18 protein-coding genes are annotated in these 21,879 nt (G+C 32.6%); 15 read left to right on the top strand and 3 right to left on the bottom strand.

The features are described from left to right. Positions 1-4: 4 nt before the first annotated feature. On the bottom strand, positions 5-2,926 hold the full coding sequence (locus JM658_RS07955; protein WP_236958723.1) for a SusC/RagA family TonB-linked outer membrane protein: 2,922 nt from the start codon (positions 2,924-2,926) through the stop codon (positions 5-7). 375 nt (positions 2,927-3,301) lie between these two features. Between JM658_RS07955 and JM658_RS07960 the strand changes: the two genes are divergently transcribed. The 5 genes from JM658_RS07960 to JM658_RS07980 are packed head-to-tail and all read left to right on the top strand — an operon-like array spanning position 3,302 to position 8,119. Further along, positions 3,302-4,435, top strand: coding sequence for an SIS domain-containing protein (locus JM658_RS07960; RefSeq protein ID WP_236958724.1), 1,134 nt, complete (start codon positions 3,302-3,304; stop codon positions 4,433-4,435). A 4-nt stretch (positions 4,436-4,439) separates the two neighbouring features. Then, the gene (locus JM658_RS07965; protein WP_236958725.1) at positions 4,440-5,366 is read left to right on the top strand and encodes a 1-phosphofructokinase family hexose kinase; all 927 of its coding nucleotides are present in this window, start codon (positions 4,440-4,442) and stop codon (positions 5,364-5,366) included. Next, positions 5,356-6,300, top strand: a complete 945-nt coding sequence (locus JM658_RS07970) for a carbohydrate kinase family protein (RefSeq protein WP_236958726.1) — start codon at positions 5,356-5,358, stop codon at positions 6,298-6,300. The genes JM658_RS07965 and JM658_RS07970 overlap by 11 nt, the downstream gene beginning before the upstream one ends. 9 nt (positions 6,301-6,309) lie before the next feature. Continuing rightward, on the top strand, positions 6,310-7,128 hold the full coding sequence (locus tag JM658_RS07975; RefSeq protein WP_236958727.1) for a class II fructose-bisphosphate aldolase: 819 nt from the start codon (positions 6,310-6,312) through the stop codon (positions 7,126-7,128). A 4-nt stretch (positions 7,129-7,132) separates the two neighbouring features. Next, positions 7,133-8,119, top strand: a complete 987-nt coding sequence (locus JM658_RS07980) for an amidohydrolase family protein (RefSeq protein ID WP_236958728.1) — start codon at positions 7,133-7,135, stop codon at positions 8,117-8,119. 81 nt (positions 8,120-8,200) lie between these two features. Here JM658_RS07980 and JM658_RS07985 read toward each other — a convergent pair whose 3' ends face one another. Then, positions 8,201-10,009 carry a glycoside hydrolase family 15 protein gene (locus JM658_RS07985; protein WP_236958729.1) on the bottom strand — a complete coding sequence of 603 codons (1,809 nt, stop codon included), beginning with the start codon at positions 10,007-10,009 and terminating at the stop codon, positions 8,201-8,203. A 205-nt stretch (positions 10,010-10,214) separates the two neighbouring features. Between JM658_RS07985 and JM658_RS07990 the strand changes: the two genes are divergently transcribed. The 4 genes from JM658_RS07990 to JM658_RS08005 all read left to right on the top strand — a co-directional run bounded on the left by JM658_RS07990 (position 10,215) and on the right by JM658_RS08005 (position 16,480). Then, on the top strand, positions 10,215-12,425 hold the full coding sequence (locus JM658_RS07990; protein ID WP_236958730.1) for a bifunctional alpha,alpha-trehalose-phosphate synthase (UDP-forming)/trehalose-phosphatase: 2,211 nt from the start codon (positions 10,215-10,217) through the stop codon (positions 12,423-12,425). A 50-nt stretch (positions 12,426-12,475) separates the two neighbouring features. Beyond that, positions 12,476-13,810, top strand: coding sequence for a M28 family peptidase (locus JM658_RS07995; RefSeq protein WP_236958731.1), 1,335 nt, complete (start codon positions 12,476-12,478; stop codon positions 13,808-13,810). Between the two features lie 53 nt (positions 13,811-13,863). After that, positions 13,864-14,703 (top strand): dienelactone hydrolase family protein, encoded by an 840-nt coding sequence (locus JM658_RS08000; protein ID WP_236958732.1) that lies wholly within the window; start codon positions 13,864-13,866, stop codon positions 14,701-14,703. A 133-nt stretch (positions 14,704-14,836) separates the two neighbouring features. Further along, positions 14,837-16,480: a M1 family metallopeptidase gene (locus tag JM658_RS08005; protein ID WP_236958733.1), complete on the top strand. Its 1,644-nt coding sequence runs from the start codon at positions 14,837-14,839 to the stop codon at positions 16,478-16,480. A 3-nt stretch (positions 16,481-16,483) separates the two neighbouring features. Here the strand turns inward: JM658_RS08005 and JM658_RS08010 are convergent, their stop codons facing one another. Continuing rightward, positions 16,484-17,458: an App1 family protein gene (locus JM658_RS08010; protein ID WP_236958734.1), complete on the bottom strand. Its 975-nt coding sequence runs from the start codon at positions 17,456-17,458 to the stop codon at positions 16,484-16,486. 251 nt (positions 17,459-17,709) lie between these two features. On the opposite strand from JM658_RS08010, the gene JM658_RS08015 reads away from it, so the two are divergent. The 6 genes from JM658_RS08015 (at position 17,710) to JM658_RS08040 (ending at position 21,870) form a co-directional block, all read left to right on the top strand. After that, entirely contained in the window at positions 17,710-18,411 is a 702-nt protein-coding gene (locus JM658_RS08015; protein WP_236958735.1) for a DUF2490 domain-containing protein, read from the top strand. Positions 18,412-18,588: 177 nt separating this feature from the next. Continuing rightward, a complete protein-coding gene (locus tag JM658_RS08020) occupies positions 18,589-19,188 on the top strand; it encodes a YceI family protein (protein WP_236958736.1) in 600 nt (199 codons plus the stop codon). Positions 19,189-19,249: 61 nt separating this feature from the next. After that, positions 19,250-19,837 carry a superoxide dismutase family protein gene (locus tag JM658_RS08025; protein WP_236958737.1) on the top strand — a complete coding sequence of 196 codons (588 nt, stop codon included), beginning with the start codon at positions 19,250-19,252 and terminating at the stop codon, positions 19,835-19,837. Positions 19,838-19,942: 105 nt separating this feature from the next. Next, positions 19,943-20,473, top strand: coding sequence for an RNA polymerase sigma factor (locus JM658_RS08030; RefSeq protein ID WP_236958738.1), 531 nt, complete (start codon positions 19,943-19,945; stop codon positions 20,471-20,473). Beyond that, on the top strand, positions 20,473-21,267 hold the full coding sequence (locus JM658_RS08035; RefSeq protein ID WP_236958739.1) for an anti-sigma factor: 795 nt from the start codon (positions 20,473-20,475) through the stop codon (positions 21,265-21,267). Before JM658_RS08030 ends, JM658_RS08035 begins: the two co-directional genes overlap by 1 nt. A gap of 30 nt (positions 21,268-21,297) precedes the next feature. Then, positions 21,298-21,870, top strand: coding sequence for a pentapeptide repeat-containing protein (locus JM658_RS08040; RefSeq protein WP_236958740.1), 573 nt, complete (start codon positions 21,298-21,300; stop codon positions 21,868-21,870). Positions 21,871-21,879: the final 9 nt, after the last annotated feature.

Genomic DNA, 21,879 nt, shown 5'->3' on the forward strand with positions numbered 1-21,879 from the left:
GATATTAAAATGATAATGATAACCCTAGCGTAATTCGCTTAGAAACTGGATACAATGCGTTATATGTACCATCAACTCCTACCTCTGGATCCATTCCAGAAAAATCAGTTAATGTCCATAAGTTATCACCAGATAAGTAGATGTTTAAGTTACTCATTCCCATTGTAGTCACCCACTCAGAAGGTAAAGTATACCCTAATCTTAAGTTTCTCATTCTTAAATAGCTACCATCTTCTAAATATCTTGAAGACACTTTATTAGATAAACTATTTCCACCGTTTACTAACTTAGGATGTGTTGCAATATCTCCTGGTTCTTCCCATCTGCTCCATCCATCAGCTAATACTTGTTGGTTATATGTTGGATAAGCTCCATCTGCATCATACAACTCTCTACTATAATTGTAAATTAGATTACCACTAGTGAAAGCAAAATTCGCAGAAAGAGATAAACCTTTGTAGCTAAATGCAGTTCCGAAACCTCCATAATAATCTGGTGTAGAAGTTCCAACTTCTTGTTGTGTAGCATCATTCCAGTTATTAGTTGTTGTAACTTCCCCAGTATCTTGGTCTACAACTTCCCATAAAGGATCTCCATTTTCTGGATCTACTCCAGCCCATTCACGCATATACCAAGTATTAATATCTTGACCTATGTTTAATCTCTTATTACCTTTAATGATTGCTTGATCTTCTAAAAGTTCTGTAACTTCATTAGTATTTACACCAATATTAAAATTAACAGACCATAAGAAATCTTCATTACGGATTACATCTGCATCTAAGAAAACTTCGAACCCAGTGTTTTTAACACCTCCAATATTTTCCCAATACCCGCTATATCCTGTTACATCTGGGATAGAAACAAAATATAATAAGTCTGAAGTATCTTTAATATAGTAGTCGAATGTCAACCCTACTCTATTAAAAAGACGAAGATCTAAACCAAAGTTTGATTGAAAAGATTTTTCCCAACCTACATCTTCATTTCCTAATTGAGAAGGCGTTGTTACTGGCACACCATTATATGTGTTATCTAAACTATATAAATCATATTGAGGGTATAAAGAACTTGGTCTGTTTCCTACAGCACCATAACTAGCTCTTAATTTAAGTTCATTTATTGCATCTATGTTGAAGAAATCTTCATTATGAATATTCCATCCAGCACTTGCAGAATAAAAAGTTCCATATTGATTATCTTCTCCAAAGTTAGAAGCCCCATCTCTACGGATAGACAATTGAACTAAATATCTATTATCGAATCCATAATTAGTATTGAATAAAAATGACTGTAAAGCATATTCATTTTTAAAACCTCCCACAGAATTAGGATTCGCAGCATTATTTAATATATCTGTTCCAGCAACAATTCCTTGTCCTGTTGCAGAAAAATCATCATATACATAATCGTTATATTCATATGCAGCCAAAGCAGTAAAACTATGATCTCCCCAAAGGTTAGAATATTTAAGCATTTGATTGGTGAACCTTGTTATTCTTCTTGCTGTAGATTGAGATAATCTTCCGTTATCTGCTAAACCACTATTTGAAGCAGGGTCTACATATGATTTACCATCATTTCTATATAAAGTATAACCATTTGTAGAGATGAATTTAAGATGGTCTGTTATTTTAAATTCTAAATCAAAATTTGCATATAAATTAAATTCCTGAGACTGAGAGTTATTCCACTGTAAATCATATAAATAGTTACTCTTGTCTCTTCCTATCCATGACACTCCATTTTCTTGTGGATTTACCAACTCTCCACTTTCGTTATACGGAGAATCCCATGGCATATACGTAAGCATTGAATATAAAGAATGTTGTCTGTCATCAATTGTACTATAGTTAAGACCAATCTTTGGCTTTAAAGTTAATCGCTCTCCAAACTTATAATCTTGATTGATACGGAAACTTAATTTATCAAACTCATACCCTTTAATAGAACCCGTTTCATCATAATATCCTAAAGAAATATAAGTTTTAGATTTCTCTGTTCCTGCGGTAAAAACTAAATTATGATCTTGTACAAATCCTGTTTGTGTACCATTATCAAACCAATCAAAATCGCGATTTAATAAGCTAGGGTTATACCACTCATTATCATTCTGATTGAATGTATCTCCAAACCCTTCATAATAGTTATACAACTGTTGAGAGTTCATTATTTCAAAGTTCCCCTGATTAAATTCAGAAAAACCAGTTCTTGTACTAACAGTAAGTTCGCTTCTACCAACTTTTGCCTGTTTAGTTGTAACAACTACTACTCCATTAGCTCCACGAGAACCATAAAGAGAAGTAGCGGAAGCATCTTTTAAGACTGAAAGAGATTCAATTTCATTAGGATTTAAGTTTGGAGTTCCGTGCATAATCACACCGTCTACGACCCAAAGAGGACTTACACTTCCATCGATAGAAGACATCCCTCTAATTCTAATATCTGGTACAGAACCAGGTTGTCCAGACCCCTGGATTACTTGTACCCCAGAAACTTTACCTTGTAACATTGTAGATACATCTGGAGAAGTAACATCTGTAAGTTCTTTAGCATCTATTGTAGAAACAGAAGCCGTAACTTCTTCTTTCGTTTGCGTTCCATACGCTACTACAACCACTTCATCAAGCTGTGATGCCGATACTTGCATAGCAACATTTATTTCTGAATCACTTCCTACTACAATTTCCTCTTCTTTAAAACCTATATAAGTAAATTTTAAAGTAGCTCCTTCTTCTGCTGAGATAGAGTAATTTCCGTCAAAATCGGTAACAACTCCTTTTGTAGTGTTCTTCACCAATATATTTGCTCCGGGAATTGGCATCCCTGTTTCTGAATCAGTTACAACCCCTGTAATTTCTTTCTCTTGAGCGAAAGAAGACAGGCAGTATATGAAAGTAACTAAAGTAAATAAGAGTTTCTTCATAAGAATGGTTTAAATATTAGTTAGTAATTAACAATACAACTACTACTTATAAAAGCGAAAATAGCTGCTTGCGTATAGGTTATAAACTATAAATATGTTGTATACGCAAAAAATATGTTTTCATATCGTTTGCTAATTTAGATATAATTTTTAATTAAGCAAAGAATAACAAAAATTTAACTTTCGTATACTTATTAAAAGTAAAATCAACTATTAAAACAGGTCAAACAAAAATTATATATGAAATCAAACATTTATCAACATAAATAAAAAGGTAACGAAATTTTTTTTATTTTCGATTTATTGTTTAATTTGCATATCACTAGTTTAGTTTAAAACTAGCCAGCACCCAATTAAAAAATTCAAAACAAGATCATGAATCAAGAAATCATAAATAAAGATTTACATACAGAGCGTGAAATTAAAGCGCAACCAAGATTATGGATGGAAACTTTTTTAATGCTAATAGCTAATAAAGAGAGCATTAAAGACTTCCTTAATCCAATATTAAAAAAAGAAGGACTTAGAATCATATTAACTGGTGCAGGTTCTTCTGCTTTCATAGGAGAGGCTGCTCAAGGAATAATTCAAAAGAAAACAAAAATAGTAACACAAGCTGTCGCAACTACAGACATAGTAACTCACACTGATTCCTTTTTAACTAAAAACAATCCTACATTGTTAGTTTCATTCGCAAGATCAGGGAATAGTCCTGAGAGTATTGAAGCTGTAAGATTAGCCGATGAGCATTGTGAAGATATATATCACCTTATTATTACGTGTAATAAAGAAGGAAAATTAGCTTCTTATTCTTCAGAAACAGAAAACCCATGCTATAGCATTATTCTTCCTGAAGAAACAAATGATAAAAGTTTAGCTATGACAAGTAGCTTTACTTCTATGTTATTAACTGCTATTCTTGTTTCTGATATTAATAACATTGAAACAGAAAAAGATTTGGTTAGTACAGTTTGCGAACAAGGACAAACTATTTTAGATGCTCATGAAACTATTGCTGAGATCGCAAAAAGAAGTTTCGAAAGAGTTGTTTTTCTAGGATCTGGAGAGATGTTAGGAATTGCTAGAGAGTCTCATTTAAAACTTCAAGAACTAACAGATGGTCAGGTGATTTGTAAACATGACTCCTTTTTAGGTTTTAGACACGGTCCGAGAGCAGTTGTAAATGCAAACACATTACTTGTTTACCTATTCTCTAACGACGCACATACATTTAAGTATGAAAAGGATTTGGTAGAAGATATAGCAAAAGATTCAAGAAATATACAATCGTTAACTATTGGTGCACCAGCAGATTTTAAACTTAAAAATGCTACCAATATATATATAAAGAACACACCAAATAATTCATTACAAGCTGTACCAACAACAATATTGGCTCAGTTACTAGGCTTTTACAAGTCCTTAGAATTGGGGCTTAGTCCAGATAATCCATCTATTTCTGGTGCTATTAATAGAGTTGTACAAGGTGTAAATATTTATAAAAGATAGAAATATGATATTAAGTGTTTGTCCTAATCCGTCAATAGACACTTATGCGTGGCTAGATACCATAGAAAGTGGACTTCCTAACAGGATTTCAGAATTGAAACAATACCCTGGAGGAAAAGCAACTCATATTGCCATGGCACTAAGCGAGTTAAAGCAAGAAAATACTTTGCTAGGAAATTGGGCTGGCACAAGCGGAACATGGATCAAGCAAGAATGTCAACTTAGGGATATTAATATATCAGGTATCGAACTTGAAGGGCAAAACAGAAAATGTTACACATTTCGTTCTCCAATAAGTTCGTTTAATAATACAGAATTATTAGAACCAGGCCCTACCTTTAAAGAAGAAGACTGGAATCCATTCTTAGAAATATTTAAGACAGAAGCTTCTAAAAGCTCTCTTATATGTGTCTCCGGATCTTGGCCTAAAGGCGCTCCAGAAGATGCATACAGCAAATTAATTGATATTTGCAACACTATAGATAAAAGAATTATTATAGATTGTTCTGGTGCACAACTTAAAAATGCGCTTACTAAATCTTTCTTTGGGATCCATATTAATGAAGACGAATTAAAATCTATTTATAACAACGCTCCTATTGAAGCTATTGTAAAAGAACTTAGTCCTAAAATTAACCTTATTGCTATAACAAAAGGAAAAGAAGGTCTATGGCTTTATTATAATGGTAAATTTGTACATGCAAACGTTGTTATCGATCAAGTTATTAGTACAGTTGGAAGTGGCGATTGCCTAACAGCTGGTATTGCATACGCTGTTAATAACAATATGAACATTGAAGATATAGCTAAATATGGTGTTGCTTGTGGTGCCGCAAATTGCTTGAATGAAGATCTAGGAATTCTTAAATTAGAGGACGTAGAAAACTTATTACCTAAAGTCAAAATAAAAGAAAATACATATGCAGCATAAAGAACTACTTGTTGTAGGAGAATTAAATGTAGATCTAATTTTAAATCAGATTCAAGGGTTTCCTAAAATCGGAACAGAGATTATTGCTGATAAAATGAACCTAACGCTAGGGAGTTCTTCTGCAATAATGGCTGCCAACGCCTCTGCAATTGGGATAAACACAGCTTTTTGTGGTGTTGTTGGGAATGATGATTACGGAACATTTATTGAAGCTGAATTAGAAAAGAAACAAGTTAGTGCTGAATTTATAAAAAAAACTAACGAGCATCAGTCGGGAATTACAATTGTAATGAATTACGATCAAGACCGCGCTAATGTTACCTATTGTGGCGCTATGGAAGCACTTACAATAGATCTTATTCCTTGGAATGACATCAAGGGTTTTAAGCACTTTCACCTTTCTAACTTTTTTATTCAGAAAGGAATCAGAAAAGATATTACCGAAATCTTTAAAAAAGCTAAAGAATGTGGATTAACGACTTCTTTAGACTTACAATGGGACCCAGAGAATAAATGGGATTTTGACTATAAAGAGTGTTTACCTTTTGTAGATGTCTTTATGCCAAACAAGGAAGAAATCTTCGCATTAACAAAAAAGAATACCATTAAAGAAGCTGTAAGCTGCATCGAAGAATATGCAAATGTTATAGTTGTTAAAATGGGCGAAGAAGGAAGTATTGCCTTCAAAAACAAGGAAGAATATAAAGCAACAGTATTTAACAATCCAGAACTAGTTGATTCTATTGGCGCTGGAGATTCGTTTAATGCTGGATTTATAAAAAAATATATTGAAAAAGCACCTTTAAAAGAGTGCTTAAGAGTAGGAAATCTAATGGGAGCTTTAAATACAACAGCTGCTGGCGGAACTACTGCTTTTACAAACCTAGAATCGATTAAAGAAACAATAAAATCAAAGTTTAATTCTGAATTATAAAAAAGAGCTATGAAATTAAAAGATAAATTAGAACAATTTAGCAGTGAGAAAAGAGGATTATTAGCAACTAATTTTTATAATCTTGAAACGCTACACGGAGTTTTAGGAGCTGCTTCAGAATTAAATGAACCGATTATATTACAACTTACAAAGAGCTCTATAGATTATATGGGATTAGATTCAGCTGTAAAACTAGGAAGAGCTGGTTTAGAGCAATTTGGTGTTGAAGGTTGGATTCACTTAGATCATGGTGGTTCTGTAGAACTTGTTCAGCAGTGTTTAGATGCTGGTTTTGATTCTGTAATGATAGATGGTAGCGAGCTTCCTTTTGAAGAAAATATCAAAATGACACAAGAAGTTGTAAAACGTGCTAAAGATTATGGAGCTCATGTAGAGGCAGAATTAGGATATGTTGCAAAACTTGGACAATCTCACGGGAAACAAGGATTTACACAACCATCAGAAGCAAAAGAATTTGTAGATGCAACTGGTGTAGATGCACTTGCTGTAGCAATTGGTACAGCTCATGGTTTTTATAAAGAAGAGCCTAATTTGGATATCGAGTTGCTAAAAGCTATAAAAGAAGTAACCAATGCCACTCTTGTTCTTCACGGTAGTTCTGGTGTCCCTCATAGCCAGGTACAAGAAGCTATTAGCAATGGTATTTGCAAAGTAAATCTTGCTACTGAAATTAAGAATATGTTTATGAAAACTCTTCAGCAAGAGCTTACAAATAATGAGGAAATCGATTTAAGAAAAGTTTTCCCTAAAGCAACAAATAAAGTTACCGATTTAGTGAAAACAAAATTAGTAATGGTAAAAAATTAAAGTTATGCTAAACCCATTTATTGATGCGCATGTACATTTAAATACGCGCTCTGAAGCAAAGATGAAATTAGCGAAAAAATACAATGTTTCGTTTTTATCTATCAACACCGAAATTCCTTTTTTTGAAAGTGTTGAAGATCAACAACAAGTGATTCATGATTTAGAAGCTAAATTTCCAAATATGACAAAGTTTATTACAAGCTTTGACACTAAATATTGGAATACAGACAAATGGCTTCCGCGTGCATTACAGCTCATAAAAACTGGATTAGAAAATGGCGCTGTTGGTGTTAAAATATGGAAGAATATCGGGATGGATCCAGATATTAAAGACAAAGACGGAAACTTTGTTTTACTAGATGATGAGCGTTTTGATCCAATTTATCAATATTTAGTTGATAATGATATTTTACTAATTGGACATCAAGGAGAACCTAGAAACTGCTGGCTTCCTCTTGAAGAAATGACTGTAGATTCTGATAGAAATTATTTTTCTGAGCATCCAGAATATCATATGCACTTATTACCAGAATACCCTTCTTATGAAGCGCAAATGGAAGCTCGTGATAATGTTTTAAAGAAATTCCCTGATTTAAAATATGTAGGATTACATTTATTTAGCATGGAATGGAGCATAGACGAGGTTGCAAAACGTTTGGATGCTTATCCTAATACAATGACAGATTTAGCAGAAAGAATATGCCATGTGCAACTACAGGCTAAAGATGATCATAAAAAAGTGAGAGACTTTTTTATAAAATATCAAGATCGAATTATCTATGGAACAGATGTAATTGACGATGGTAGCATGGATGATGAAACACTTACCAATAAGTTTGAAACACTTTGGTTAAACCATTGGGATTTCTTCGCTACAGATAAAACATTAACAGCTCCAGAATTTAAAGGAACTTTTAAAGGCTTAGAATTACCAGAAGAAGTTTTAGAAAAAATATTCAGAACTAATGCTATCAAAACTTACCAGTTTTAATAGTTTAGAAAAAATACATTTATTCAGATTTTGCTTTAATCCAAGATAGGTTTTACATACCTATCTTGGATTTTTTTATTATTAATCTTGCCTTACATTTCCAATAATCTGCTCTTCTTCAGTCTTATAATTAGAAAGGTTTATAGCCGTTTCTATTAGCGCTAAGTGAGAATATGCCTGCGGAAAATTACCCAGAAGTCTCTTCGTTTTAAAATCTATATCTTCGCTAAACAAGCCTAAGTGATTGCTATAGGAAAGTAATTGATCGAATAGCTTAACAGCCTTATCGTGCTCTCCAATTTTATTTAACGCATTAATAAACCAGAATGTACATATTGTAAACGATGAAGATGGCAATCCGAAATCATCTTGATTTTTATATCTATATAAAAGTCCGTCATTGCTAAGCTCTTTTTCTATAGCCTTAACAGTCCCAACATACCTTTCATCTTTAGCGTCTATAAACCCATAAGGTTCCATCAATAAAACTGATGCGTCTAAATCTTTAGAACCGTAAGATTGCGTAAATGCATTTACCTCTCCGTTCCATGCATTTTCATGAATGTCATCTTTAATTTCCTTTTCTAAGGCAGACCATTTATCAATTTTACGTGTTTTATTTAGCATTTTAGCAACTCGTAAAGCTCTATCTACAGCTACCCAACATAATACTTTAGAAAATGTAAAATGTTTCTCTTCTGTACGGAATTCCCATATTCCTTTATCAGTTTCTTTCCAATGCTTGTTAACCACCCAAACAATCCCTTTAGTTATAGTCCATAAGTCCTCACTATTTTCAATTTGAGTGCTAAATTTCATAAACTGCTCGTAAATAACATCCATTAAAATTCCATAGATATCATTTTGTCGCTGTTCATAAGCAGCATTTCCAATTCTAACGGGTTTAGATCCTTTATAACCACTTAAATGGTCTAAAGTCTCTTCTGTAAGCATCTTCTCCTTATTAATTCCATACATAATTTGGAGCTTCTCATCTTTATCAGGAATTAAATCAATAATAAACTGAAGAAAACGCTTCGCCATATTTTTATGTCCTAATTCAGAAACAACTTTTATAACCATTGAAGCATCTCGAATCCAGCAGAAACGGTAATCCCAATTTCTAACTTCCCCTATTGTTTCTGGTAAAGAAGTTGTTGCAGCAGCTAAAACAGCTCCCGATTTATCATAACTCAACATCTTTAAAGTAAGGGCACTTCTTATAATCTCTTCGTTATACTTCTCGTAAGTTGGTGTTCTATCGGACCAATTTAACCAGTATGTTTTAGTTCGCGTAAGCTCTAAAAAGGCTTTATTTACGGTTGGAACAAATATTTTTTCATTATAACCAACTAAAAAATAACCATCTTCAGTAATTTCAAGTTCTTCCCCTTTTGCTACTTTATCTTTATCATAACTCGTGTAGAGAAAAAGTGTGTCAAATTTTTCTTTATCAGTTAAACTAACAATAAAATCTTCCTTTACATAAGTATTGGTAACCCCTAAAGCATATTCTAACTTCGGGTTATAGTCTACTTTAAATTTTGGAGTTCCACTTTTATGCTCTACATATCTTATTACATCTGGCGGGGAATTATATCCACCATCTTCTTCGTAATAACGAGGCATAAAATCCCAAATGGCAAAAGCATCTTTTCCGTTAGAAAAAGTTGTTACTAAAACACTTGTATTCTTGTAGTATTCTTGAGAAATAGTGTAGCTCTCATCTACTTTAAAACCGAAGTAACCTCCTATTTCATCATCTAATATTTTAGCGAATACAGAAGAAGAATCAAATTCGGGCAAACAGCACCAATCAATAGAACCCGTTTTTGATATTATAGCAGCGCTTCTGCAATTTCCAATAATTCCGTATTCTAAATTATTCATTAATTATAAATTTTATAACGTTTAAAAAGTAATATTTCCTTAAATTAACGAAAATCTTAGCTTTAAACCAAGATCCAATTAATAAATGAAAGTTAATAATAAGACGCATTTATATATTGATAAAACAAAGAGGCTAAAAATATTATTTTGATAAATTTAGTACTAAAAAACAATCAACATAGAAAAAGAAAACTAGATCTTAATTATGAGTAAAACAATCATTGTTTCCAACCGACTACCATTACAAATTAAACTTAACGATAGTGAACTAGAAATAACTCCTAGTATTGGAGGACTTGCCACTGGAATGAAATCTGTTCATAAAGATGGCGATGGAATTTGGATTGGTTGGTCTGGACTTACCGACGAAGAATTAGACGATACCCTAATAAAAAAGGTAGATAAAGCTGTTGCAGATGAAAACTGCGCTGCGGTAAATCTAACTCAAAAAGACATTGACAATTATTACTTTGGGTTTAGCAACAGAACACTGTGGCCCCTTTTTCATTATTTTACGGAATATACAGAGTTTGAAAAAGATTATTGGGAGTCTTATAAAAAAGTAAATGAAAAATTTGCTGAAGTAGTTATAGAAAACCTAGAAGAAGGAGATAAAGTCTGGGTTCATGATTATCAATTACTACTACTCCCACAACTTATTAAAGAGAAGAGACCTGATGTTTCTATTGGTTTTTTCCTTCATATTCCCTTTCCTTCCTATGAGATTTTCAGAACATTCCCTTGGAGAGAAGAACTTTTAACAGGCATGCTGGGAGCAGATCTTATCGGTTTCCACACCTATGATTATGAACGTCATTTTTTAAGTTCAGTAAAAAGAATCTTAAGATTGGATGTTAAGTTCAACGAGGTAATATATCATGATCGGATTGTAAAAGTTGATTCGTTCCCAATGGGAATTGATTACAAAAAATTTCATGATGCAGCGCTTAATCACACTCAATTAAAAACAAAAGATAGGTCTGAGCTACAAAAAAGACTTGACGACCATATGCAGTCTTCAGAAGACACAAAACTTATACTTTCCATAGATAGACTGGATTACACAAAAGGAATTCCTAATAGAATTCGTGCTTTCGAGTATTTTTTAAATAAATATCCTGAATTCAAAGAAAAGGTTCGTCTTATAATGTTGTCTGTACCATCGCGTTCCGATGTGCCGCAATATCAATTATTAAAAAAAGAAACCGATGAGCTGGTAGGGAGAATAAATGGGAAGTTTGCAACGGTAAGTTGGACTCCAATTTGGTATTTCTATCGTTCTATGCCATTTGATAATCTAATCGATTTATACACTTCTTCTGATGTGGCCCTTATTACTCCCGTTAGAGACGGAATGAATTTGGTTGCCAAAGAATATATAGCTACAAGAACTAAGCAAGATGGAGTTCTTATTTTAAGTGAAATGGCTGGAGCTTCAAAAGAAATGAATGAGGCGCTATTAATAAATCCAAATAACTTTGAAGAGATTGCAGATGCTATAAAGCAAGCATTAATAATGCCTGTTGAAGAGCAAATAGCTAGAAACAAAATTCTTCAAGAGCGTTTGGAGCGTTATAGCGTAGAAAAATGGGCTCATGAATTTATGAAATCATTAAATGCTACTAAAAATTTAGGGCAAGTTATTGTTGCTGAAAGATTAAAAAATACGCTTCAGGAGCAAATGATAAGTGAGTATAAAGATGCAGAAAGCAGCCTTATTTTACTTGATTATGACGGAACGCTTGCTGGTTTCCAAGACAATCCTAAGAATGCAAAGCCAGATGAAGATTTGTTTAAATTATTAGACCAACTAAATAATAAACCAAATACAGATATGGTTATTATTAGTGGTCGTGATAAAGAAACCTTTGAAGATTGGTTTGCCAATAAAGATTACTCTCTGATTACAGATCATGGAGTTTGGTTGAAAAAGAAAAGTACCGATTGGGAGCCTTTAGAACGTTTAAAAAGTGATTGGATGGAAAATATCCGACCAATATTAGAGACTTTCGTAGATCGTACTCCTGGAACATTTATCGAAGAAAAGAAATACTCATTAGCTTGGCATTACCGTAAAGCAGATCCTGAGTTAGCACAGATTAGAACTATGGAGCTAAATACGGTATTAACTAGCCTTATTTCTAATAACGATCTAACTGTTTTACAGGGTAATAAAGTGATAGAAATTAAAAGCAGTAGCGTAAATAAAGGACGCGCAGTTTCCAGACTATTGGCAACTAAAGGCTACGATTTTATCTTTACAATTGGAGATGATTGGACAGATGAATATATGTTTGAAGAAGTACCAGAAGGTTCTTATACCGTTAAAGTCGGATTCAAAAAAACAAAGGCTAAATATTACGTAAAAGATACTTTTGAAGTTCGAGACGTGCTTAAAAAATTCATCGATTCATAAATAATTTAATGAACTTTAATACCTTTACCGATAAACAACCCCTCTTATAAATGAAAAAAATATTTTTTGCAGTTATACTCTGTGCGAGTTCAATTATATCAGCTCAAACAGATCAACGTATCTATGATATTATAAATAATGTCTCTTCTGATAATATTGAAAAGGACATCACCAAGCTTGTCAGCTTTGGAACACGACATACACTGAGTGATACCATATCTACAACTACAGGAATTGGAGCCGCCAGAAGATGGATTAAAAGTGAATTTGAAAATATCTCTAAAGATTGTAATAACTGCTTGAAAGTTTCTTTTCAAAATAATTTTGTAGAAAAAGGGGCCAACGAACGTATCACCAAAGATGTAAACATTGTAAATGTGGTAGCTATTCAAAAAGGAACCAAATACCCAAATCGCTACATTATAATGAGTGGAGATATCGATTCTAGAGTATCGGATGCAAACAATTATACTTCTATATCTCCTGGAGCTAATGATAATGCCAGCGGAATGGCTGGAACGATAGAAGCAGCAAGAGTACTTTCAAAATATAAGTTTGAAAATAGTATTATTTATGTTGGACTCTCTGGAGAAGAACAAGGCTTATTTGGAGGAAAAGGATTGGCTAATTATGCCAAAGAATACAACTGGGAGGTCATCGGAATCTTTAATAATGATATGATCGGTAATATAAAGGGTGTAGATGGGATTATTAGCAATACCGACTTCAGAATTTTTTCAGAACCAACACCTCCAACTGAAACAGAACGTGAGAGAACAATGCGAAGATTTTATGGTGGTGAAGTAGATGGAATTTCTAGACAATTAGCACGCTATATTCATAAAAATGTAAAAACATATATGCCAGAAATGAATCCGATGATGATTTATCGTTTGGATCGTTTTGGTCGCGGTGGGCATCACCGTCCATTTAACGATGCTGGATTTGCTGGAATTAGAATCATGGAAGCTCATGAAAATTATACGCAACAACACCAAGATATCAGAACAGAGAATGGCATTGAATATGGAGATGTACTTAAACATGTAAATTTTGATTATGCAGCCAAATTAACTGCTGTAAATGCTATTAACCTTGCAGCAATCGCTTGGGCGCCACCAGCACCAAAAAAAGTAGCAATTGGAGGTATTGTAGAGGCTTCTGCTAAATTAAAGTGGGATGAAGTACCTGGAGCAAAGGGATATAAAATATATTGGAGAGATACTACTTCCCCTACTTGGGATCATTCTCGATATGTAGAAGACATTACATCATTTACTTTAGAAGGGATTGTTATTGATAATTACTTTTTTGGTGTTTCTACAGTTGGTGAAAATGGCCATGAGAGTGTTGTTACTTTTCCAAATGCGATTATTAGAGACTAAAACCTTAATTTTATAACAAATTCGTTTTTAAAACATAAAAAACATTTACCGTTATGAAAGCTAATCTATTAACTATTGCAGCATTAATTCTATGTTGCTTTTCTTGTAAAACAGATTCTAAAAAAGAAGAAAAAGATCCTGTTAAAAAAGTAGTTTCTGAAATTAGTAACGAATTATCGGAATCCCAAAGGCACCATGAATGGATTGATCTAGAAAGAGAGAATGGCACTTTTAAAGCTTTTGTAGTCTACCCAGAAAGTAATGTAGCTACCGATGCTGTTATTGTAATTCATGAAAATAGAGGGCTGAATGATTGGGCTCGTTCTTTTGCAGACCAATTAGCTTCAAAAGGATTTCTAGTAATTGCCCCTGACCTTATTTCTAATACCGTAGAAGGGGTTGAAAAAACAACAGATTTTGAAAATACTGACAAAGCTCGTGAAGCTATATATGCATTAGACCCAATGCAAGTTACAAAGGACTTAAACACTACATTTCAATACATTGTTAATGAACCTTCTAGTAACGGAAATGTTTCTGTAATAGGTTTTTGTTGGGGTGGCTCTCAGAGTTTTAGATATGCAACAAATAATCAAGAAATTAAGAAAGCCTTGGTTTTTTATGGAACCGCTCCTAAAGACTACGCTACATTAGAGTCTATTTCTGCTCCTGTTTATGGCTTTTATGGAGGAAATGACAACCGTGTAAATGCAACTATTCACGACACAAAAGATGCTATGGAAAAATATAATAAAAAATATGAAACTACCATCTATGATGGAGCTGGCCATGCATTTATGAGACAAGGAGCTGAAGCAAGCGCTAACGATCCAAATAAAAGAGCTAAAGATGCTGCATGGGGTGAATTGTTATCTATTTTAGATGAAGAATAACTCTTCAAAACACTAATCTATCTATAAATTATTCATTATAAGTTGTTATAAGCTACCAAAAATATAGGCGCTCATCTCATAAGCTATAATAGATTTTATTTAGCTTTGTAGCTTCTTAATAATAAACCTCGCTATGAGAAACTTACTACTATTAATTTTTCTGTGCCTTTGTTTTAATGCAGAAGCTCAAGACACAAGCTTATTCAATAATGAAAACACTTTTTCAAGACAAGATACCCTTCGCGGTAGTATTACTCCTGAGCGAGCTTGGTGGGACTTAAATTATTACCATTTAGATATTGAGGTTAAACCAAAAGATAAATTTATTTCAGGTAAAAATACTATTCACTACAAAGTACTTACTGAAAACCAAACGCTTCAAGTTGACTTACAACCTCCATTAAAAATTGAAAAAGTTACTCAGAATGATCAAGAGTTAGCTTTTACTTCAGAAGGAAATGCACATTTTGTAAAATTAAAGGAACAGCAGAAAGTAGGAAGCTATAACGAAATCGTTGTTTTTTATTCAGGTCATCCAAAAGAAGCTGTTAGAGCTCCATGGGATGGTGGTTTTACCTGGGAAAAAGATGACAATGGAAATGATTTTATAGCTACTTCTTGCCAAGGTCTAGGAGCTAGTGTATGGTGGCCTAATAAAGACCATATGTACGATGAAGTAGATAGCATGAAAATTAGTGTTACCGTTCCAAAGAACTTAAAAGAAGTGTCTAACGGCCGACTCTTAAAAGTGGAGAAGAATGAGAACACAGCTACATATCATTGGTTTGTAAGCAACCCTATAAACAACTATGGCGTAAATGTAAACATTGGTGATTATGTTCACTTTGGAGAGAAATATGATGGTGAAAAAGGAAGCTTAGATATGGATTATTATGTGCTAAGTTATAACCTTGAAAAGGCTAAGAAACAGTTCCAACAAGCGCCTAAAATGATGGAAGCTTTTGAACATTGGTTTGGGCCATATCCATTTTATGAAGATAGCTATAAATTAGTTGAAGTTCCATATTTAGGAATGGAGCACCAAAGTTCGGTTACTTATGGAAATAAATATGAAAACGGATACTTAGGAAGAGATTTATCAGGTTCTGGATGGGGTCTTAAGTTCGATTTTATCATTATTCATGAAACTGGACACGAATGGTTTGCCAATAATATTACAAATAAGGACATTGCAGATATGTGGATTCACGAAAGCTTTACAGCATATTCTGAATCGCTTTATTTAAATTATTACTACGGAAAAGAAGCTGCCTCAGCATATGTAATCGGAACAAGAAAAAGTATTAACAATAACAAACCTATTATTGGACAATACGATGTGAATTCTGAAGGTTCTGGTGATATGTATTACAAAGGATCAAATATGCTCCACACGCTTAGGCAATTAGTAGAAGATGATGAGAAATGGCGTTCTATACTAAGAGGTTTAAATAAAGATTTTTACCACCAAACGGTAACAACTAAGCAAATTGAAGATTATTTGTCAGAAAAAACAGGTATCGACCTCCATGCTTTCTTTAATCAGTATTTAAGAACTACAAAGATTCCTAATCTTGAATATAAGATTTCTAAAAATACACTTAAATTTAAATACACAGAAATTGTAGCGGATTTTGACATGCCAATTCAGGTAAAAATAAACGATTCTGAGCAGTGGATTTACCCAACTAATACGTGGAAAGAAATAAAAACTAAAGCTCCTATTAAGAGCTTTGAAGTAGATCAAGATTTTTATATTAAAAGCAGTAAACTATAAAATCTAGGCTTCACTTTTAAGTAAACCTATTTTTTTAGAATGCTCTATTGCCACAGAACTATGTTTAAAATAGCAAGTTGGAATCTTAAATTCTTCCATATCTTGAAGCTCTTTAACCGTCTTGCTATTTTGCTTACTTTTTGTCTGCCTCACATAAATTGCAGCTACATTTCTAGGAAAATACTTTACTATTTTAGTATATAAAAAAGGGTCTCGTTGAGAGTCATCTCCCATCAATACAAATCTCATTTCAGGATAGAACTCTAAAATGTCTTTTATCTTTTCGAATTTATGGTTGTGATTTCCTCTTCCTGAAAAAAATAAATCTAACAATCCCGTTTTTATCTTTTTCAATTTAAAAACTGCTTTTGGTAATTCGTGGATACGGGTAAAATCTAGAATAAAGCTATATAAATTCCATTCGCTACTAGACACATAAAAAAAGGTATTTGTTTCTACAGTATCTTCTTTTCCTGCTTTACTCAGTAAGGAATAATGAGTTACAACATCCTCAAAAATCTTTCTTCTTTTTACATTTCTTGTGAGGAGTACGTATATTTTTTTAAAAAAATTCCCTGTATGAGAAAGTAAAAAAGTATCATCGATATCCGATATAAGACCAATTTTACCAGGGTATGGCTTTAAAAACTCACTTTCACGCTTTACAACATTCCCCAAATAACTTGCCTCCACCCGATAGTCATGCCAACCAGCTTCCATATTACTACAAGGTACACAAACCCTAAAGTAACCATCTTCTGAAGTTCTTGTTGTAACCTTTTGGTCTTTAAAAAATATGGTTACTAATGCATTTTCCAATGTTTTTATGGTATACATTTCATACACACCTTTTGCATGTCTATAACCTCTTTTATCGGTTAACAAGTATTCTGGAGCTAATGATTTAAAAACATGTCCAAATAATATTATTTGCTCTTCATTAGCATAGCCTCTATAGAGTTTGAGGTCGAATTTCATAGAAATAAATTTCCTTTATAGATATAAAGCTAATAATAATTTCCAACACCACCATTACCATTATTAGAATACTAACTTTCGGGCGTAAATAATGAATATATTTCAGTACTAATTATAAATTCTACAGAATACCAAATTTAACACATCAACAAAGGGTAATCTATAATAATTATACAAGTTTTCTTAATTTTGCAATTCGTTGAGAAAAAAGCTATTGCACAAAAAATATAGCGAAAACTTAAAAAGTAATAATGCAAAAAGGAATATTTACATTAAAAAAAACCTTCCTCCTACTCTTCATTTTAAACATATTTAACATTTCTGCTCAAAATGGCACTGATAATCTTGGGAGCTGGTTTGCTCTCAATGGAACAAATATGATTTCCAAAAAGTTCAGTTGGCATACAGAAGCTCAGTTTCGGTATTTTGAGTTTGTAGATAAATTTAATCAGACATTATTACGAACTGGAATTAATTATCACTTTTCAAAAAAATCTAGTGTTACTGCTGGATATGCATATATAGATACAGCGCCATACAATAGAGTAAACGATCTTCTAAAGTCTACAGAAAATAGAATTTACGAACAGTTTATCTTAAGGAACAACTTAGGGAAATTTAGTTTTAGACATCGCTATAGATTAGAACAACGCTGGATAAGTTCCTCCGGAAGCACTAGTCTTTTCAATAGGTTTCGTTACAATCTACAAGTAACTTACCCTATAGCAGATAAATGGAAATTAATTGTTTTTGATGAAATAATGATCAATTTCGAACCAGACTTATTCAATCAAAATCGGTTTTTTGCAGGCTTCGCTTACATACCTAGAAATTACATAGCTTTCCAACTTGGTTATTTAAAAAATCACTTTATAGACAAGAACTTTGATCGCATATCTTTAACTGTTGCCTTCAAAACAGATTTTATAGCTAATGCATTAAAAAAGAATTAATTCCATAGCAAAACCAAGTTTTAAAACTACATTACAGCTCAACAAAAACAAGGTTTATTATTTATAACCGATTTATATTCCCTGTGAATACGTGAAAACTTCGTTAATTCCAAACATATCCTTTGCTATTGACTGATATCTTCTTAATTTAGTTTCAACTAAAAAAATTCAAACAACATGAAAAAAATAGGTATCACATTTATAGCATTAGCCATGGTTATGGCTGTTAGCTGTAAGAAAAAAGAAAGTAAAACTGAAGTAAAAGAAAACGTTGAGGCAGTTGCTAAAGAGCCTTTAAAACTTCGTAATTCACTTCAATTTACTGCTTTTAAAACACCAGAAAAAGTTGGTGTTAAAGGTACTTTTACAGAAATAAATCTTACTAATATCCAAGAGGATGAAAATGCTATCAAAGATATTTTAACTGGTGCCAATTTTGAAATAAATACGAGTTCTATTTCTACAAAAGATGCTGGAAGAGATATAAAATTAAAAGAATTTTTCTTTGATAATTTAGCTTCTCAAAAGATTACAGGTACATTTAAAAGTTTTAATGGAAATGAAGCTATAGTTACTATTAAAATGAATGATGTAGAAAAAGACATTCCATTTGAGCTTAATGCTACTGAAAATGATGTGCTGTTATCTGGAAGTATCGATATGATCGAAGACTTTTCTGCTAATGAGGCGTTTAAAGCAATCCATGAAGCTTGTAAAGTATTACACCAAGATAAAACTTGGACAGACGTTAATATTGATGTTACAATAGCTAAATAACGTCACTTATTCCTCTAATAAGGCCTACTCTTAAATTAAGTTTAATTAAAAAAGTTCAAAAATGAAAAAAATAGGAATTTCAATTATGGCTTTGACTTTAGTAGTAGCCATGAGTTGTAAGAAAAAAGAGAATAAAGAAACTACTGTAGAAAAGCAAACTACAACAGAAGTCAAAAAAGAAGTTAGCAAACCAGAAGCTAAGAAAATTAAAGTTTCTATGGAATCTAAAAGTGATTCTAATGCTAGCGGAAATGTTGTCTTTAAAGAAGAAGATGGAGTTGTTACTATGACAGCAGTATTCGACGGATTAAATCCGGGAGTTCATGCAATTCATTTACATGAAAAAGCAGATTGCAGCTCCAAAGATGGTAAATCTGCTAACGGACACTGGAATCCAACTTCTGATAAACACGGAAAATGGGGAAGCCAAGATGGATACCATAAAGGAGATATAGGTAATTTTACTGCTGATGAAAACGGTAATGGTACAATTACTTTTGAAACTGATAAATGGTGTATAGATTGCGGCGATCCGAAGAAAGATATCATCGGTAAAGGAATTATTTTACATGAAGGAGCAGATGATTTCACCTCTCAACCAAGTGGTGCAGCAGGTACTCGTGTAAGTTGTGGAGCTATTACCCAGTAATAACTTTAGAGAAAAATAATACATAAGCTGTCTGAAAAGACAGCTTATTTTTTTGCCTATTAAAAAACAAATTTGTTCCTTTAAGGAATTAATCCTTATATCTTTATGGAGCAAGAACTACTTATTGAGCAAATAGTAAAGAAAGACCCCAAGGCTTTCGATATATTATATAACAATTATTCTAAAAGTCTTTTAGGTATTATTTTTAATATTGTCCGCAATGAAGAGGTTGCTGAAGAGATTCTTCAAGATGTCTTTATAAAGATTTGGAATAAGGCAGACACTTATACGCCATCCAAAGGAAGGATTTTTACTTGGATGCTTAATATTGCTAGAAATGCAGCCATAGATAAAACAAGATCTAAGGATTTTAATAAAGATAAGAAAAACCTCAGCACAGATAATTTCGTAGATATTTTAAATGCGCATGATAATTTAAATGATAAGACAGACGCAATCGGTATTTCTAAATACGTAAAAAAACTAAAGAAAACTTGTATCGCTTTGATCGAGTTGTTATACTTTAAAGGTTTCACTCAAAAAGAAGCATCAGAAGAACTTAGTATTCCTATTGGAACTGTAAAAACTAGAAATAGAAACTGTATTGCAAACTTAAGGCAAATGCTACTTAAATAATGGATATAAAAGAATACATAGAATCTGGAATACTAGAACTTTATGTTGCAGGGGTACTATCAGAAAAAGAAAATGAAGAAGTATCAAAAGCAATTAAAGAACATCTAGAAGTTAGAGGTGTTGTTGAAGATATAGAATCTGCTATTTTAAAACTAACAGCTGCAGTTGCGCCTAAAGATGCGCAAAAACTATACGATAAGATAAAAGCCAATGTGCTTAAAGAAGAGCCTAAAGTAATTACCATCCCTACTAGAAAAACTAATTGGGCTGCATACACTGGTTGGGCTGCCACCATAATTTTGGCTGGTGGATTATATTATATGGCAAATCAAAATAACGATTTAAATTACCAACTGCAATCGTCTGATGCTAAAAATGCTGTTTTAGAGAACAAAATTGCTGAAGCTAATCAAGATTTAGAGAAAGCAGAAGAATTGGTTTCTATAATTAGAGATAAAAATATTACTACCATTAATTTGAATGGGCAAAATGTAGCTCCACAGTCTTATGCTAAAGTATACTGGAAGAAAGACGAGAATGTGGTTTATATTGACGCCTTAGGACTTCCAGAACCTCCTCCAGGGAAAGTATATCAAGTTTGGTCTTTAGAATTAAGTCCTTTAACTCCTACTAGTATAGGTTTATTAGATGATTTTATTGACGATGATAATAAAGTTTTTGAATTAGAAAACATAAATGAATCTCAAGCATTTGGAATTACTTTAGAGCCTGCAGGTGGAAGCGAAACTCCAACTATGGAGCAATTATATACACTCGGAGTTGTTCAATCATAAATAAAAATGTAATTAATATTTCTCTTATTTATGAGCACTCCATTTGTTGAAGATCAAAATTATAACGGAGCAGATTTCCATGAAAATCCGCTACCTAAAGGAGAGTATGACAATTGTACATTTACAAATTGCAATTTTAAAAATAGTGACTTAACAAATATTAGCTTTACAGCAACAACTTTTAGAGATTGTGATTTTAGTATGGCTAGTATTATAAATTCCTCTTTTAGTGAGGTAGAATTCTATAATTGTAAACTATTAGGACTCTTATTTAATGAATGTAATTCTTTTTTGATGTCCTTTTATTTTAATAATTGCGTCCTTAATTTCTCCTCTTTTCATAAACTAAAATTGATAAAAATTAAGTTTGAGGATTGCAACTTAGAGCAAGTAGATTTTTCAGAATGCAACCTTAGCATGGGAGATTTTAGCGGTAGTAATCTTACCAATACTATTTTTGAAAACACAAATCTTCAAGATGCCGATTTCAGCACTGCTTCTAATTTTAATATAGACCCAGAGCGAAACAACCTTAAAAAGGCTAAATTTTCTGCTGAAGGAGCGCTGTTACTATTAAATAAATATAAGATTATTATAGAATAAAAAAATCCC

Source organism: Joostella atrarenae (genome assembly GCF_021764745.1).
In the GTDB taxonomy this organism is placed as follows: domain Bacteria; phylum Bacteroidota; class Bacteroidia; order Flavobacteriales; family Flavobacteriaceae; genus Galbibacter; species Galbibacter atrarenae.

Bases quoted from the DNA above. Each gene is read 5' to 3' on its own strand.
- JM658_RS07955 (WP_236958723.1), bottom strand. From the start codon at position 2,926: ATGAAGAAACTCTTATTTACTTTAGTTACTTTCATATACTGCCTGTCT.
- JM658_RS07960 (WP_236958724.1), top strand. From the start codon at position 3,302: ATGAATCAAGAAATCATAAATAAAGATTTACATACAGAGCGTGAAATT.
- JM658_RS07965 (WP_236958725.1), top strand. From the start codon at position 4,440: ATGATATTAAGTGTTTGTCCTAATCCGTCAATAGACACTTATGCGTGG.
- JM658_RS07970 (WP_236958726.1), top strand. From the start codon at position 5,356: ATGCAGCATAAAGAACTACTTGTTGTAGGAGAATTAAATGTAGATCTA.
- JM658_RS07975 (WP_236958727.1), top strand. From the start codon at position 6,310: ATGAAATTAAAAGATAAATTAGAACAATTTAGCAGTGAGAAAAGAGGA.
- JM658_RS07980 (WP_236958728.1), top strand. From the start codon at position 7,133: ATGCTAAACCCATTTATTGATGCGCATGTACATTTAAATACGCGCTCT.
- JM658_RS07985 (WP_236958729.1), bottom strand. From the start codon at position 10,009: ATGAATAATTTAGAATACGGAATTATTGGAAATTGCAGAAGCGCTGCT.
- JM658_RS07990 (WP_236958730.1), top strand. From the start codon at position 10,215: ATGAGTAAAACAATCATTGTTTCCAACCGACTACCATTACAAATTAAA.
- JM658_RS07995 (WP_236958731.1), top strand. From the start codon at position 12,476: ATGAAAAAAATATTTTTTGCAGTTATACTCTGTGCGAGTTCAATTATA.
- JM658_RS08000 (WP_236958732.1), top strand. From the start codon at position 13,864: ATGAAAGCTAATCTATTAACTATTGCAGCATTAATTCTATGTTGCTTT.
- JM658_RS08005 (WP_236958733.1), top strand. From the start codon at position 14,837: ATGAGAAACTTACTACTATTAATTTTTCTGTGCCTTTGTTTTAATGCA.
- JM658_RS08010 (WP_236958734.1), bottom strand. From the start codon at position 17,458: ATGAAATTCGACCTCAAACTCTATAGAGGCTATGCTAATGAAGAGCAA.
- JM658_RS08015 (WP_236958735.1), top strand. From the start codon at position 17,710: ATGCAAAAAGGAATATTTACATTAAAAAAAACCTTCCTCCTACTCTTC.
- JM658_RS08020 (WP_236958736.1), top strand. From the start codon at position 18,589: ATGAAAAAAATAGGTATCACATTTATAGCATTAGCCATGGTTATGGCT.
- JM658_RS08025 (WP_236958737.1), top strand. From the start codon at position 19,250: ATGAAAAAAATAGGAATTTCAATTATGGCTTTGACTTTAGTAGTAGCC.
- JM658_RS08030 (WP_236958738.1), top strand. From the start codon at position 19,943: ATGGAGCAAGAACTACTTATTGAGCAAATAGTAAAGAAAGACCCCAAG.
- JM658_RS08035 (WP_236958739.1), top strand. From the start codon at position 20,473: ATGGATATAAAAGAATACATAGAATCTGGAATACTAGAACTTTATGTT.
- JM658_RS08040 (WP_236958740.1), top strand. From the start codon at position 21,298: ATGAGCACTCCATTTGTTGAAGATCAAAATTATAACGGAGCAGATTTC.